The organism is Cryobacterium sp. BB736 (assembly GCF_014980265.1).
Classification (GTDB): Bacteria; Actinomycetota; Actinomycetes; order Actinomycetales; family Microbacteriaceae; genus Terrimesophilobacter.
In genome coordinates, this window is sequence record NZ_JABXWQ010000006.1 from 1 (window position 1) to 14549 (window position 14549).

Here is a 14549-nt window from a genome sequence, read left to right on the forward strand (position 1 = left end):
TGTGTACCTAGCCTGTTTTCGCCTGTTTCTTTCTGTGCTGCTGTTCCGCTACTTCCCTTATGCTCATTGGCTTGTAGCCCCGAGCCCCCTGTCGGATTCGAACCGACGACCTTCGCTTTACAAGAGCGGTGCTCTACCAGCTGAGCTAAGGAGGCGTTTGCCTCACCAATAGTAATGGCTGGCCGAGAGGCCGTAGCCTCTCGGCGCCCACCACCCTGTTGTGCAGGATTCTAGGCCGCCAAGCTGGGGCCGGACGACCGCATCACACCCCTGTTGTGCAGGACTTTCGGTCGTCCGGGCGGGAAATCACAGGCATCCGGGCCCGTTCTTGGCCGGATGTCCTGCACAACAAGGAGTGTCCTGCATAACAGGAACAGCCGACGGGGAGGGTCAGTCGCGTGGCTCGAAGCTCAGCGACACCGAGTTCATGCAGAAGCGGTCACCGGTCGGAGTCTGCGGTGCGTCATCGAAAACGTGCCCCAGGTGCGAGCCGCAGTTGGAGCAGAGCACCTCGATGCGCTCCATGCCGAGGCTGTGGTCCTTGAGCAGCTGGACCGCGTCCTGCTCGGTGGGGATGTAAAAGCTCGGCCACCCGCAGTGCGAGTCGAATTTCGCTTCGCTGCGGAACAGTTCCGCGCCGCACGCCTTACAGCGGTAGACGCCCTCCCGGTTCTCGTCGAGCAGCTCGCCCGTCCACGGGCGCTCGGTCGCCGCCTGGCGGAGCACCGCGTACTCGTCCGGGGACAGTTCGCTGCGCCACTCCTCGTCGCTCTTGGTCACTTTGTAAGCCATGCGGATGCTCCTCTTGCTCGTGTCCCTCCATTTAACGCCCGCTGTGTCCGAATCGTTCCCGTATCCCCCGGTTCGGCCAATGGCGGCCGGTTAGGCTGGAGAACGGTGCCGATTGTCGGGCACCCGAGGGGGAGTTGTGCAGGTCATCCGCAGCCGAGTGCTGGCTTTTTTCGTGGCGCTGGCCGCGGTAACAGCGATCCAGTCGCCCACGGCGGCCACCGCCGAGCTCGGCACCGCAGCTGCCACGTCGGGTGCGTCAACGGCCGAATCCCAGACCTGCGCAGTCACCGGGGCGGATCTGGAGTGGGGCTTCAAGGAGTCCTTCCGCAGCTACATCAGCAGCACGATCGCGAGCGGTGACTGGAGCGTCGCCGATGGTGCACGCTATGAGACGCCCACTTTCTACTGGTCCGGTGGCGACGGCGACTTCGATGGCCGCACCATGACCGGGACGGTGTCGTTCACCGGTTCGATCACCTTCACCGGGCACGACGGCATCTTGAACACGACCGTGGCCAATCCCGCCATCCGTTTCGATGGTCGCGAGGCAGTGCTGCTGGTGGACGTTGCAGGCACGACCCAGGATGGTGTCGCGGTGTCGGAGCAGGCCGTCGAGTTCGTCAGCATCGACCTCCGCGCCGGGGTCACAACGAGCGCCGACAACGTCGTGACGGTCAGGGATGCGCCAGCGGTGCTGTTGCCGACCGGCGCCGCAGCATTCGGAACCTACGAAGCGGGCGAGCCGTTCGATCGCATCCGGATCGACATCCCGACCGAATCGGAGTGCGCCCAGCTGGCCACGCCGCCGGTGTGGCTGTGGATCGCCATCGGCGTTGTGCTGCTCTTCGTCGTGGCGATTATCAGCTTCGTGGTCATCCGCCGCCGCGCCTGATGGCCACCCCGCCGCCCACCGCCGATTGGTACCGGCGCTTCGCCGAGCTCGAGGCAGCCGGACACTCCGCCGTCTACGAGGACTGGGCGCTCGGGGTCGCAGGCGACCCCGCCGTGCTTGCGCTCATCGAAGCGTTGCCGTTCCCCAAGCGGCAGCCGAACCTGATCCTCGCGTGCGCGCGCCTGCTCGGTGCGCCGGAGGGCGGTTACGTCGAGTTCCGCCACTGGCTGCTCGACAACTGGGACGCGGTCGCCGGCCAAGCACGGGTCCGGATGACGCAGACCAACGAGGCCCGCCGCTGCGCCGCGCTGCTGCCCGCGCTGGCACGAATCGACGGACCGCTCGCCCTGATCGAGCTCGGCGCGAGCGCCGGACTGTGCCTCTACCCCGACCGGTACAGCTACGACCTCGGCGGCGAGCGAATCGATCCGCCGACCGGGCCGTCCCCGGTGCTGCTCAGCAGCGACTACTCGGGACCCGTCCCCACCGTCCTGCCCGAGGTGACGTGGCGTGCCGGCTCTGACCTGAACCCGCTCGACGTGGGCTCCACCGACGACGTGCGCTGGCTCACCACTCTCATCTGGCCCGAACAGCATGAACGCCGCGAACGACTGAGCGCCGCCATCCAACTGGTGGCCGCCGACCCGCCGCTGCTGCTGCGAGGCGACGCGATCGACACCCTCGACGACCTCCTCGCCCGCGTTCCGGTCGGCGCGACGCCGGTGGTGCAGACCAGCGGCATGCTCGTCTACCTGCCGTTCGAGTCCCGGATGCGCCTCGTCGAGCGCATCCGGGCATCCGGTGCTCGCTGGGTCTCGCTGGAAGCGGTCGGCGCCCTGCCGACCGTGCGCGAGCGGTTGCCCGAGGAGCGTCCCGGCGCATACGTGCTCGGGCTCGACGAGCGGCCGCTCGCCTGGGTCGGTCCGCACGGCCAGTTCGTGGAATGGATTCAGGGGGCGTAGATCGCGCGGGCGAGCGCGTCGAGCACGTCGGCGGTGCGCGGCCCGAAGCTCAGGATCTCGCCGTCGGCCATGCTCACGAAGCGCTCGTTCTTGCCGGCGGTCGTCAACGCGAGCGCGGGCTTTGCCTCCAGCAGCCCGTCGACGCCACCCGCGCTCTCCAGCCCGTCTGACATCACCAAGATCAGGTCCGGGTTGGCTGCGATGATCGCCTCGTCGGTCATCGGGCGCATGCCCTCCCAGCCGATCTCTGTCGCCACGTCGATCCCGCCGACCGCCTCGATGAGCTGGTCGGCGCCGGACTCCTGTCCGAACAGGTAGTAGATCCCGGATGCGCCGCGGAGGTAGAGGAACACCATCCGCAGCCGGTCGGCCGGCTTCGGGGAGATGGCGGCGATCTCCGCGATCTTCGCGTCGATGTCCGCGGTGAGGGAGGTCGCGAGCAGCTCTCCGGAATCCGTCGCCCCGAGCGCTGCGGCGACCTGCCGGGTCAGGTCGGCGACACCACTCACCCCGGGTTCCGCCTTGACGAAGACGACCGGCACTCCGGCATCCCGCAACTGCAGCAGCGCATCCAGAGGGCCGACGGTGCCGTCGGTGACGATCACGCTCGGTCGCAGGCTGAGCACCGCCTCGCTGTTGATGGTGTGGCCGCCGCGCGTGACCAGCGGCAGCTCGCCTACCGGCGGGAAGGTGGTCGACGAGTCGCGGCCCACCAGGTTGTCGCCGAGGCCCAGCCCGTAGATCGTCGCCGCGATGGAGCCCGAGATGTCGAGGCCGATGATGCGTGACGTGTCGGTCACGGTGACGTTCCGGTCGCCCCCCGGGTCGTGTGACGTGACCTTGGCCGGCAGCTCTTGCGCGGGCGAGGAGGTGATCGGTTTGATCTGCAGTTCGCGCAGCAGGGCGACGGACTCGCCGACGTAGTCCTTCGGGTTGTCGAGCAGGTCGGCTTCGGCCAACGGCACGAGAGGACCGGATGCGGTCGGTGCCGTGCTGGGTTCGCTCGTCGCCGCCTGGCATCCGGTGAGGGCGACCGCCACCACGACAAGCCCCGAGAGCAGGGCGGGCAGGCGGCGGGTCATTGTGAGGCGGTTCTCCACGCGGATTGCGGACGGGTCGGGATGCAGGGAAGCAACTTAGGTAATCCTAACCGAGCCGGATTTCGCCCGCTGGCCGAGCCTCGGCCGCCGCCGCCACGCTTCGCCCTAGGATGGCGGCGGACCGACGGCAGGAGAAGGTGTGACGCAGGCATCCGGAGCGGAGCAGGAGCTTCCCGCCGCCGAATTGTCTGACCTCCAACTGCGGATTCTGGATTTCGAGCGCCAATGGTGGAGACATGCCGGCGCCAAGGAGGAGGCCGTGCGCGCGGAATTCGGCGTCTCCGGCGCCCGGTACTATCAACTGCTGAACGCTGTGATCGACTCTCCGGCCGCGATCGTGCACGATCCGATGCTGGTCAGGCGGCTGCAACGAGTGCGAGACCATTCAGTCGCTGCCCGTTCGGCGCGCCGGCTGCCCGGGTCACCGCGCGACTGACCCAAGTGCGACTGACCGAAGGAAAGAATGGCGACGTACCCGAAGGACCGCTTCGACGAGGTGCCTGACGAGCTGCTGCGCGTCGGCGCGCACCGGGCACCGGCGAAGAAGGGTCGCGGTTGGATCGCATTCGGATGGGCGGCGTTGGCGACGATCGTGCTGGTGCTGGCCGGGCTGGTCGCGCTCGCGGCGCTGAACGACGACTTCGAACTCGGGTTGCCGGGCTTCGAAGCGAGTGAAGCACCGCTTCCTGAACCCGAGGTGATCCCAACGGCCGAACCGACGATCGCGCCGGAGATCCCGATCACCATCCTCAACGGCACCCCGACGGTCGGGCTCGCTAACACGGTCGGCAACTCGCTCGTCGAGCAGGGCTGGGCCGGCGCGGACCTCGGGACCGGCTCGCGCGCGAACGCCGCGGCGAACGATGTCGAGGAGACGATCGTGTACTACAACGCCCCCGAGCTGGAGGGTGCCGCGCGCGGCATCGTGCAGTCGCTCGGCATGGGCGACGTGCGGTTGTCCGACGACTTCCCCGGATCGCCGCTGACCATTGTCATCGGACTCGACTACCGTCCAGCAGGCTAAAGGTCAAATCGCCTCTCCCGAAACTCCCTCAACCTCGCTACTATCGGCTCATCCGTCCCAGGTTTTGGGCAGGGCCGTAACAGCACAGCAGGGAGCACCACATGGCGAACGGAACCGTTAAATGGTTCAACGCTGAGAAGGGGTATGGCTTCATCACCGTCGACGGTGGGGGCCAGGACGTGTTCGTCCACTACTCCGCAATCGACATGTCCGGTTACAAGGTCCTCGAAGAGGGCCAGCAGGTCGTCTTCGAGGTCGGCACCGGATCGAAGGGGCCGCAGGCGGAGCAGGTTCGGGTCGCACAGTAGCGACCGACCCAAACCGTACGGCACGCGCGCGCTAACGCCGGCTGGGAGACCAGGCGGCGTTAGTCTGTGCCTGTGGTTCGACACGGGGGATTCGCGCGCGCCGCCGCGCTTTCGGGGATAGCGGCTCTCATCCTGACGGCTGCCGGATGCGCGGCGACGGCACCGGAGCCGGCACCGAGCCCGACCGTGCCGGTCTATGTCTCCACCTACGAGACGCCCGCGCCCACCGAGCTCGCGCCGCTGCGCGGTACGACTGTGCCCGCCGGTTCTCTCGCGCACTCCGCCATTGCAGCGAAGGTTGACAACCACTGGGATGCCCGCCCGCAGGTCGGGTTGGAGTCCACCGACATCGTCTACGAGGAACTTGTCGAGGGTGGCATCACCCGGTACGTGGCGATCTGGCAGTCGACCATTCCGGAACTCCTCGGCCCGGTGCGGTCCATCCGACCGATGGACCCCGACATCGCCGCCCCCTACGGCGGCATCATCGCCTACTCCGGTGGACAGCAGCGTTTCGTGAACCTCATGCAGGCAACGCCCGTCTACAACGCCATCCATGGCATGGGTGACACCGCGAACACCTTCTTCCGGACCGACAGCAAGCGCGCGCCGCACAACGTTCTCGTCAAGGCGACCGAAGTCGTCGCCCAACATGCCGACATCCCTGCGCCCGCTCAGCAGTGGGCATACTCGCTCGACGCGGCGTCGTCATCCGCGGCGAAGGAGGGGGCGCCGGTCTCCGCCATCCACTACCGCTTCTCCAACATGTTCGACGGAAGCTGGACGTACGATCCGGATAGCCAGACCTACCTGCGCATCCAGCAGGGCAGTGCGGACCTGGACTCCAGTGGCAACCAGTTGCGAGCGACGAACGTCGTCGTGCTGCGCGTCGGCGTGGTCGACGATCAGGGTGTGCCGAAGACGCTGCTGGAGGGCAGCGGGGAGGCTTGGATCTCCACCGGCGGCGGCACCATCCACGGCACCTGGTCGAAGGCATCACAGACGGAGCCCCTGCAGTTCACGGATGACCGAGGGTTCGGCATCCGGCTCGGCGCGGGCAACACCTGGGTCGAACTGGTGCCGACCCGCGGCAGCGTCGAGTTCACCGCAGCCGGCTGACCCTCGCTTGCACTCGCCCCCTTAGAGTGCCAGAATCGTTTAGCACTCTCTTGTAGGGAGTGCCAAGGTTGTATCTGGACGTCCGGGAGGGACGAGAAACACACATGGCAAAAATCATTGCTTTCGATGAAGAGGCCCGTCGCGGCCTTGAGCGGGGCTTGAACACCCTGGCCGACGCGGTACGCGTGACGCTTGGCCCGCGCGGTCGCAACGTCGTACTCGAGAAGAAGTGGGGCGCCCCCACCATCACGAACGACGGTGTGTCGATCGCCAAGGAGATCGAGCTCGACGACCCGTACGAGAAGATCGGCGCCGAGCTGGTCAAGGAGGTCGCCAAGAAGACCGACGACGTGGCGGGTGACGGAACGACCACCTCGGTCGTGCTCGCCCAGGCGCTCGTCCGCGAGGGACTGCGCAACGTCGCAGCCGGAGCCGACCCGATCTCGCTGAAGCGCGGCATCGAGAAGGCCGTCGCATCCGTGACCGAGGAGCTGGTCAAGCAGGCCAAGCCGATCGAGACCAAGGAAGAGATCGCTGCGACCGCATCCATCTCCGCCGGCGACACCGAGATCGGTGCGCTCATCGCCGAGGCGATCGACAAGGTCGGCAAGGAAGGTGTCGTCACCGTCGAGGAGTCGAACACCTTCGGCACCGAGCTTGAGCTCACCGAGGGCATGCGCTTCGACAAGGGCTACCTGTCGGCGTACTTCGTCACCGACCCCGAGCGCCAGGAGACGGTGTTCGAGGACCCGTACATCCTCATCGTCAACTCCAAGATCTCGAACATCAAGGACCTCCTGCCGGTCGTTGACAAGGTGATCCAGAGCGGCAAGCAGCTGCTCATCATCGCCGAGGACGTCGACGGCGAAGCGCTCGCGACCCTGGTCGTGAACAAGATCCGCGGCATCTTCAAGTCGGTCGCGGTCAAGGCTCCCGGCTTCGGTGACCGCCGCAAGGCGCAGCTGCAGGACATCGCGATCCTCACCGGTGGTCAGGTCATCAGCGAGGAGGTCGGACTCAAGCTCGAGAACGCCACCCTCGACATGCTCGGCCAGGCCCGCAAGGTCATCGTCACCAAGGACGAGACCACGATCGTCGAGGGCGCCGGTGACCCGGAGCAGATCGCCGGTCGCGTGAAGCAGATCCGCTCTGAGATCGAGAACACCGACAGCGACTACGACCGCGAGAAGCTGCAGGAGCGCCTCGCGAAGCTCGCCGGTGGTGTCGCCGTCATCAAGGCGGGCGCCGCGACCGAGGTGGAGCTCAAGGAGCGCAAGCACCGCATCGAGGACGCCGTGCGCAACGCCAAGGCCGCAGTCGAGGAGGGCATCGTCGCCGGTGGTGGCGTCGCGCTCATCCAGGCCGGTGCCGCAGCGTTCGGCAACGGCTCGCTGTCCGGCCTGACCGGTGACGAGGCGACCGGTGCGAACATCGTTCGCGTCGCGATCGACTCGCCGCTCAAGCAGATCGCGCTGAACGCCGGTCTCGAGCCCGGTGTCGTCGCCGAGAAGGTGCGCAACCTCCCCGCGGGTCAGGGCCTCAACGCCCAGACCGGCGAGTACGTCGACATGCTGGCCGCCGGCATCAACGACCCGGTGAAGGTGACCCGTTCTGCCCTGCTCAACGCAGCGTCGATCGCGGGTCTGTTCCTCACCACCGAGGCCGTCGTCGCCGACAAGCCGGAGAAGTCCTCGGCACCGCAGATGGACCCGTCGGCAGGCATGGACTTCTAGTCCGAACCTGCACGACACGAAGGGCGGCTCCCATCCGGGAGCCGCCCTTTGGCGTTCCTCGGGGATCGCTACGCGGGGACGGAACGTGAGACCGCCGCCCGTAGACGCCCACCACACCCGCGGCCTCACATTCCGTCCCCGCTCCGCTGGCCTATGCGCCAGACTGACGCGGGTGTTTCTTTCTCGCGCGAGTGTTGCAACACCCGCGCCTGGCAACAACACCCGCGCGATGCGCGCGCCTAGCGCCCGAAGAGGCGCGCGTTCGCCTGCTCGAGCTCGGCGTACTGGGTGCCGGCGTGGGTGAGCGCCTGGTTCATCGCCCGCAGCGAGTCCTCCATGTGCTGCGCCTGTGCACGCCACTCGGCGGCGAGAGCCTGGAACGCACTCGCCGCCGGTCCCTGCCACACGGTGGTCAGGTCGGTGAGCTGACCGTGCAGGCCGCTCAACTCCGCCCGGAGGCGTTCGATCGCGCCGTTCGTCGCCCCGGCACGCGCCAGTACCGCTTCACTGTCGACCTGGAACCGGGTCATCGCTGCTCCCTCCGCCGGGGCGGTTCCCCGGTTTCGCAGCACAGGCTAGGCAGGCATCCGGATGGCCGCCCGACGTGACGATGTCAGTCCGCGGCGGGCTCCGGCGCCTGGGGCGTGGGGAGGAGCGGAAGCGAGACGCGGAATGTCGCACCACCGCCGGGGGTGTCGAGCACCTCGACGGTTCCCTTGTGAGCGGCGACGATGCCGGCCACGATGGCCAGGCCAAGACCGGTGCCGCCGGTCTCGCGCGCGCGCGACGTGTCGGCGCGCCAGAACCGCTGGAAGATCTTCTCCCGGATCTGCGGGGCGATGCCCTCACCATGGTCGACGACCGCGAGCGTTCCCATGCTCCGGTCCTCGTCCACGCCGATCACCAGTTCAATCGGGCTGCCAGCGGGGGTGAACCGCATCGCGTTGCCCATCAGGTTGGTGATCACCTGGCGGATCTTGTTCTCGGCGGCGTTCACCACCGCCGGTCTGGCACCCTCTGTGGACTGCCGGATCGACGCGACCGGGATGCGCTGCTCGACCTGCGGAGCACCGCCCTTTCGCCGCGACCGCAGCTTGGCCAAGGTGGCTCCCGCGAACGCGATCGGGCCGGTCGGGTTGCTCGTGACCCGTTTAGGTCCCCGCGCGGAGGTCGCAGCCACGAGTTCCTGCAGCGACGACGACTCGACCGGGGCGGGGGACTGGACGATAACGGAGACGGTGCGGGTGGGGTCGAAAGCCATCGCGTCAAGCGCGGCGTCGTTCGCGAGGGGCACCAGGTCGACCGGTGCGAGCTGAAGCGGTTTCGCCTCATCGATGCGGGCCAGTTCGAGGAGGTCCTCGACCAGCTCGCCCATCCGGATCGCTTCCTTCTCGATGCGCTCCATCGCCTGCGCGACGTCCTCCGGGGTGCCGAGCGCGCCCATCCGGTACAGCTCGGCGTAGCCGCGCACCGAGACGAGGGGAGTGCGCAATTCGTGGCTTGCGTCACCGACGAAGCGACGCATCTGCTCGATGGTGCGGGCCCGGTCGGCGAACGCCCGGTCGATCCGGTTGAGCATGGTGTTCAGCGACCGGTTGAGGCGCCCCACCTCGGTGTTCGGGGTCGCGCCAGGCAGGCGCTGGCTGAAGTCGCCATCGGCGATGGCTGCGGCCGTTGCCTCGACCTCGCGCAGCGGCGCGAAGGTGGAGGTGACCAGCAGCCGCGTGAGGGCGGCGCCGAGCACGATGACGCTCAGCCCGAAGCCGAGGAAGACGGCGGCGTACTGCGCGATGATCCCGTTGGTGTCGGCCAGGTTCAAGCCGACCGCGAGGGTGACCGTAGACCCGTTCGGGGCGACGTACGGCACCGCGACAACTCGCCACTGCTGGGTGTGCGCGGTGTCCCACAGCGTGATCGGGTTGCCCTTCTGCTCGCCGACGATCGGTTCGGTGAGCACACCGACGTTCGGCTGCGCCTGGTTGTCGGCCCGGTTGTTGCAGATGGTGTCGCCATCGGCATCCAGCATCGCGACGAAGTAGCTGGCAGGACCGGTGGTCCGCTCACACGTGGCGTCGACCCCGATCGCGATCGAACTGAGGTCGAGCGCGAAGGTGGCGACCTTGCGGTCCGCCTCGCTCATCAGGTAGTTGCGCAGCACGGTCATCGTGCCGACACCGGCGACAAGCAAGCCAAGGGTCACCAGGAGTACGGTCACTCCGGTGATCTTGGTGCGCAGGGAAACGCGGTTCCACCACTGCGAGAGGCGCTCGTGCATCAGGGTTCAGGCTAGTCGCCTCGGCTGAGGCGGACGCTCAGACTTTCGCGGCCTTGAGCATGTAGCCGAATCCGCGCTTGGTCTGGATGACCGGCTCCTCGGTGTACTGGTCCAGCTTGCGACGCAGGTAGGAGATGTAGGACTCGACGATGCCGGCGTCCCCGTTGAAGTCGTACTCCCACACGTGGTCGAGGATCTGCGCCTTGCTGAGCACCCTGTTCGGGTTCAGCATCAGGTAGCGGAGCAGCTTGAACTCGGTGGGGCTGAGCTCGACAGGGGTGCTGCCGATGGTCACCTCGTGGGTGTCCTGGTCCATGGTGAGGTCGCCCGCGCGGATGATCGCATCCTCCTCGTCCTGCATGGTGCGGCGCAGGATGGCCTTGATGCGCGCCACGATCTCGTCGAGGCTGAACGGCTTTGTGACGTAATCGTCGCCGCCGACGGTGAGACCGGTGATCTTGTCTTCTGTGTCGTCCTTGGCGGTGAGGAAGAGAATGGGGGAGGTATAGCCGGATGACCGCAGCCGCTTGGTCACGCCGAAGCCGTTCATGTCGGGCAGCATGACGTCGAGGATGATCAGGTCGGGCTCTTCCTCGAGCACCGCGGAGATCGCCTGGGCGCCGTTGCCGACGGCACGGACGGCGAAGCCGGCGAAGCGCAGGCTGGTGGTCAGCAGGTCCCGGATGTTGGGCTCGTCGTCGACAATGAGAATCTTGGGTCCGTCGCTCATGCCGCCAGTATCTGCGTGTTGTCTGAGTACTTCCTGAATGCTTGGTGGTCGTGTTGCGAGCAGTGCTCGATCACTGGCTGGGAGCGATCCGTACGCAGCAGTGCCCCTCTGGGACCACGAATTCGATGCGATCGGCGTCATCGCCAGCACCCCGCGCGACGCCCCGCAGGTACTCCCGGTTGGCGTGGCAGATCACGTCCGCGTGGCGCGACGCGAGCCGGTGGAACGGGCAGTTCGCGAGCACCAGGCCGCCCTCCTCGTCTTCACACGGCTCGTAACCGCTTGCGCTCAGGGCGGTGGGCAGGCTGCCGGCTTCCGCGCCGTGCTCGATGCCCTTGGCGGTCGCGACCCGGCTGACCACGTCCCGGACCGGGTCGCCCGTCGCATCCGCCTCGCCGACCGCGGCGGCAAGCAGCTCGCCTGCCAGCTCATAATTGCGCGGCGGGATGGAGACGGTGAACTCGTCTCTCGCCAGTCGGTACAGCTTCGACGGGCGTCCGGACCCCGGGCCGTCCTTGCCGCTGAGCTTGCGGAACTCGGTCGCGAGCAGCCCTTCGCTGACGAGGCGCTCGAGATGGAAGGCCGCGGTGGCGCGGGGGATGCCCATGGCCTCGGCGGCCTGGTCGCGCGTCATCGGTTCGTCGTTCGCGCTGATCAGCTGGTACAGCGCGCGGCGTTGGGGGTCGTTGACCGCTGCAATGGCCGAGATCGGGTTCGGCAGTTCTCGCATGCTCATATCCTAGCTTTAAAACAACATATCTTGACAAAAGAAATTTCCCGACCTAGTGTCGCTGCCATGACCCAGGCGCTGGAGTTCACTGAAGAATCCGCCGAGCGGATGCCATCCGCCCAGCTTCATCCGGTCGCGACGCTCCACGCCGTGGATACCGAGGACACGCAAGCCAAGGCCGAAATCGCCGTCACCGAACTGCTGCGAGCGCTTGGGCGAGATGTGGACAGCGAGAACCTGGTCGGCACCCCGCGTCGGGTCGCGGCGGCGTTCATCGAACTGCTGACCCCGGTGGAGTTCTCGCCGACCACGTTCCCCAATGACGAGGGCTACAACGAACTCGTGCTCGTGCGAGACATCCCATTCCACTCGCTGTGCGAGCACCACCTCCTTCCATTCCGCGGCATCGCCCACGTCGGCTACCTGCCCGGCGACCGGCTCATCGGGCTCTCCAAGCTCGCCCGCGCAGTCGAGTACTTCGCCCGCGACCTGCAGGTGCAGGAGCGGCTGACCAGGCAGGTCGCCGACTGGCTCGATGTGACCCTCACCCCGCGCGGCGTCGGGGTTGTCATCGAGGCCGAGCACCTCTGCATGAGCATGCGCGGCGTGCAGTCCGCCGGGGCGCGCACCACGACATCGGCCTTCCTCGGCGACCTGAACGACACCGACCAGCAACGCCGATTCCGGATGGGCACAGCCGACTGAGAAGGCGGCATCCTTAGCCGGCACCGGGCCAGATTGAAGGAGCGAAAATGGACGACCAGGAGTTTGTGATCATCGGGGGCGGGCTTGCCGGCGCATCGGCCGCCGAGGAGCTGCGGGAGAAGGGGTTCGCCGGGAAGGTCACCATCGTCGCGGCCGAGACGCACGTTCCGTACATCCGTCCGCCGCTGTCGAAGGGTTACCTCGCGGGATCGGAGGGGCTGGATGCCGCCTACGTGCACCCCGCCGACTGGTACGGCGAGCACGACATCGACCTGATGCAGGGCCGGTCGGCGCAGAAGCTCGACCTCGCCGAGAAGCGGGTCCTGCTCGACGACGGATCGCTGCTGCCCTACGACAAGCTGCTGCTCGCGACGGGGGCGTCACCGCGGCGCCTGCCAATCGACGGAGGGCAGCTCGACGGCGTGCACTACCTGCGCACCATCGAAGACTCGCAGTCCCTGCACGAGGCACTGGGGGACGGCGGCCGCCGACTGGTGCTGATCGGCTCCGGCTGGATCGGGATGGAGGTCGGCGCGAGCGCACGCACCCTCGGCAACGAGGTGACCATCCTCGAGCGTGACCCGATCCCGCTTGCCAACGCGATCGGCGACGAGCTGGGCTCCATGTTCGCCGAGTTCCACCGCGAGAAGGGCGTCGTGCTGCGCCCGAGCGTCGTGGTGAAGCGCATCGTCGGCGACGGACGGGTGTCCGGTGTGGAACTCGAAGACGGTGAGGTGGTGCCGGCTGACCTGGTGCTGATCGGTGTCGGTGCGATTCCGAACACGACGCTGGCCGAGGCAGCTGGCCTTGTGATCGACAATGGCGTCGCTACCGACGCTGCGCTGCGCACGAGCGACCCGAATGTGTTCGCCGCCGGCGACGTCGCGAACGCGTTCCACCCGCGTGTGGAGCAGCGGCTGCGCAACGAGCACTGGGCCAACGCCCTGAATCAGGGTCCGGCGGCCGCGCGCTCCATGCTCGGCGAGCCGACGGTGTTCGACGAGATCCCGTACTTCTACACCGACCAGTTCGACCTCGGAATGGAGTACTCCGGGTTCGGGTCGCTCACCAAGGACGCGACGATCGTCTACCGCGGGGACCGCGAGAGCCGCGAGTTCATCGCGTTCTGGGTCGCTGACGGGAAGGTCGTGGCAGGCATGAATGTCAACGTGTGGGACGTCAACGACCAGGTGCAGCGACTCATCCGCAGCCAGCGGGTGGTAGACCTCGACGCGCTGGCCGATGAGTCGGTCCCCCTCGACGCGCTCGCCCAGGACTCGGTCCCGGTCGAGGAGCGGTAGTGGCCCAGACGCTCGAACTGCGCAGGCGCATCGGCGCTCGCGACTTCGATTTCTCCCGGCAGGTCGCGGTGATGGCGGTCATCAACCGCACACCGGACTCGTTCCATGACAAGGGCGCGACGTTCGCGCTCGAGGCCGCGGTGGATGCCGCCCTGCGCGCGGCGTCGGATGGCGCGGATTGGGTCGACATCGGCGGGGTGCCGTTCGGACGTGGCCCGGTCGTGACGCTGGAGGACGAACTCGACCGGGTCATCCCCGTCATTGAGGCTGTGACCAGGGCAACCGACGCGGTCGTCTCGGTCGACACCTTCAACGCGCGCGTCGCCCGGGCAGCCATCGCCGCCGGCGCTGCGGTGATCAACGACTCCAGCGGACTGTACGACCCCGAGATGGCAGCCACCGTCGCGGACTCCGATGCGACCATTGTGCTCACCCATTCGCTGCATCCGCCCCGCGCCGAACCGCCCCGACCGGAGTACGACGATGTCGTCCTGGATGTGATCGGCTTTCTGCAAGACCGGATCGAGCGGGCACTGGATGCCGGCATCCCGCCCGAGCGGATCGTGATCGACCCTGGCCACGACCTCAACAAGAACACGCTCCACACTCTCGAGGTCACCAGACGGCTGGGTGAGGTCGTCGCTCTCGGCTATCCGGTGCTGGCCGCGGTCTCGAACAAGGACTTCGTCGGCGAGGCCATCAACCGGGAGCAGGGCGAGCGGCTCGCCGGCACCCTGGCCGCGGCGGTCTTCTGCGTCATGGAGGGTGCTCGCATCCTGCGCATGCATGATGTGCGTGCGGCGGTCGACGCGGTGCGGATGACCGAAGCGATTCTCGGCTGGCGCGAGCCGGCCTTCACGAGGCACAACATCTGAGGT

At 67.3% G+C, this 14549-nt stretch carries 16 protein-coding genes and 1 tRNA gene; 10 read left to right on the forward strand and 7 right to left on the reverse strand.

Annotation, left to right across the window (positions count from 1 at the left end):
- Positions 1 to 82 precede the first annotated feature (82 nt).
- Positions 83 to 155, reverse strand: a tRNA-Thr gene (locus tag IRG63_RS12230).
- Positions 156 to 390: 235 nt separating this feature from the next.
- Positions 391 to 792 carry a peptide-methionine (R)-S-oxide reductase MsrB gene (msrB, locus tag IRG63_RS12235; protein WP_168626352.1) on the reverse strand — a complete coding sequence of 134 codons (402 nt, stop codon included), beginning with the start codon at positions 790 to 792 and terminating at the stop codon, positions 391 to 393.
- Between the two features lie 136 nt (positions 793 to 928).
- On the opposite strand from msrB, the gene IRG63_RS12240 reads away from it, so the two are divergent.
- Both IRG63_RS12240 and IRG63_RS12245 read left to right on the forward strand, forming a co-directional pair.
- Positions 929 to 1684 (forward strand): HtaA domain-containing protein, encoded by a 756-nt coding sequence (locus IRG63_RS12240; protein ID WP_193510306.1) that lies wholly within the window; start codon positions 929 to 931, stop codon positions 1682 to 1684.
- Positions 1684 to 2646, forward strand: a complete 963-nt coding sequence (locus IRG63_RS12245; RefSeq protein WP_193510307.1) for a DUF2332 domain-containing protein — start codon at positions 1684 to 1686, stop codon at positions 2644 to 2646. Before IRG63_RS12240 ends, IRG63_RS12245 begins: the two co-directional genes overlap by 1 nt.
- Here IRG63_RS12245 and IRG63_RS12250 read toward each other — a convergent pair.
- Complete coding sequence (locus tag IRG63_RS12250) at positions 2634 to 3728, reverse strand: hemin ABC transporter substrate-binding protein (RefSeq protein ID WP_193510309.1); 1095 nt, start codon at positions 3726 to 3728, stop codon at positions 2634 to 2636. The two genes, IRG63_RS12245 and IRG63_RS12250, sit on opposite strands and share 13 nt — an antisense overlap.
- A 157-nt stretch (positions 3729 to 3885) precedes the next feature.
- On the opposite strand from IRG63_RS12250, the gene IRG63_RS12255 reads away from it, so the two are divergent.
- From IRG63_RS12255 to groL, 5 genes are all read left to right on the forward strand, one after another.
- Positions 3886 to 4182 (forward strand): DUF3263 domain-containing protein, encoded by a 297-nt coding sequence (locus IRG63_RS12255; protein ID WP_193510310.1) that lies wholly within the window; start codon positions 3886 to 3888, stop codon positions 4180 to 4182.
- Positions 4183 to 4209: 27 nt separating this feature from the next.
- Complete coding sequence (locus tag IRG63_RS12260; RefSeq protein WP_168626357.1) at positions 4210 to 4770, forward strand: LytR C-terminal domain-containing protein; 561 nt, start codon at positions 4210 to 4212, stop codon at positions 4768 to 4770.
- A 101-nt stretch (positions 4771 to 4871) separates the two neighbouring features.
- Positions 4872 to 5078, forward strand: a complete 207-nt coding sequence (locus IRG63_RS12265; protein ID WP_168626358.1) for a cold-shock protein — start codon at positions 4872 to 4874, stop codon at positions 5076 to 5078.
- A gap of 72 nt (positions 5079 to 5150) precedes the next feature.
- On the forward strand, positions 5151 to 6197 hold the full coding sequence (locus IRG63_RS12270) for a DUF3048 domain-containing protein (protein ID WP_193510311.1): 1047 nt from the start codon (positions 5151 to 5153) through the stop codon (positions 6195 to 6197).
- Positions 6198 to 6301: 104 nt separating this feature from the next.
- Positions 6302 to 7930, forward strand: a complete 1629-nt coding sequence (gene groL / locus IRG63_RS12275; RefSeq protein WP_168626360.1) for a chaperonin GroEL — start codon at positions 6302 to 6304, stop codon at positions 7928 to 7930.
- Between the two features lie 239 nt (positions 7931 to 8169).
- Here groL and IRG63_RS12280 read toward each other — a convergent pair whose 3' ends face one another.
- The 4 genes from IRG63_RS12280 to IRG63_RS12295 all read right to left on the reverse strand — a co-directional run bounded on the left by IRG63_RS12280 (position 8170) and on the right by IRG63_RS12295 (position 11665).
- Entirely contained in the window at positions 8170 to 8460 is a 291-nt protein-coding gene (locus IRG63_RS12280) for a WXG100 family type VII secretion target (protein ID WP_168626361.1), read from the reverse strand.
- Positions 8461 to 8543: 83 nt separating this feature from the next.
- Positions 8544 to 10205, reverse strand: coding sequence for a cell wall metabolism sensor histidine kinase WalK (locus IRG63_RS12285; protein WP_168626362.1), 1662 nt, complete (start codon positions 10203 to 10205; stop codon positions 8544 to 8546).
- A 37-nt stretch (positions 10206 to 10242) separates the two neighbouring features.
- Positions 10243 to 10935 (reverse strand): response regulator transcription factor, encoded by a 693-nt coding sequence (locus tag IRG63_RS12290; protein ID WP_168626363.1) that lies wholly within the window; start codon positions 10933 to 10935, stop codon positions 10243 to 10245.
- A 70-nt stretch (positions 10936 to 11005) separates the two neighbouring features.
- Positions 11006 to 11665, reverse strand: a complete 660-nt coding sequence (locus tag IRG63_RS12295) for a metalloregulator ArsR/SmtB family transcription factor (protein WP_168626364.1) — start codon at positions 11663 to 11665, stop codon at positions 11006 to 11008.
- Between the two features lie 66 nt (positions 11666 to 11731).
- On the opposite strand from IRG63_RS12295, the gene folE reads away from it, so the two are divergent.
- The 3 genes from folE to folP are packed head-to-tail and all read left to right on the forward strand — an operon-like array spanning position 11732 to position 14546.
- Positions 11732 to 12370, forward strand: coding sequence for a GTP cyclohydrolase I FolE (gene folE / locus IRG63_RS12300; protein WP_227412148.1), 639 nt, complete (start codon positions 11732 to 11734; stop codon positions 12368 to 12370).
- A gap of 47 nt (positions 12371 to 12417) precedes the next feature.
- On the forward strand, positions 12418 to 13671 hold the full coding sequence (locus tag IRG63_RS12305) for an NAD(P)/FAD-dependent oxidoreductase (protein ID WP_168626365.1): 1254 nt from the start codon (positions 12418 to 12420) through the stop codon (positions 13669 to 13671).
- Positions 13671 to 14546 (forward strand): dihydropteroate synthase, encoded by an 876-nt coding sequence (gene folP, locus IRG63_RS12310; RefSeq protein WP_349236127.1) that lies wholly within the window; start codon positions 13671 to 13673, stop codon positions 14544 to 14546. The genes IRG63_RS12305 and folP overlap by 1 nt, the downstream gene beginning before the upstream one ends.
- Positions 14547 to 14549: the final 3 nt, after the last annotated feature.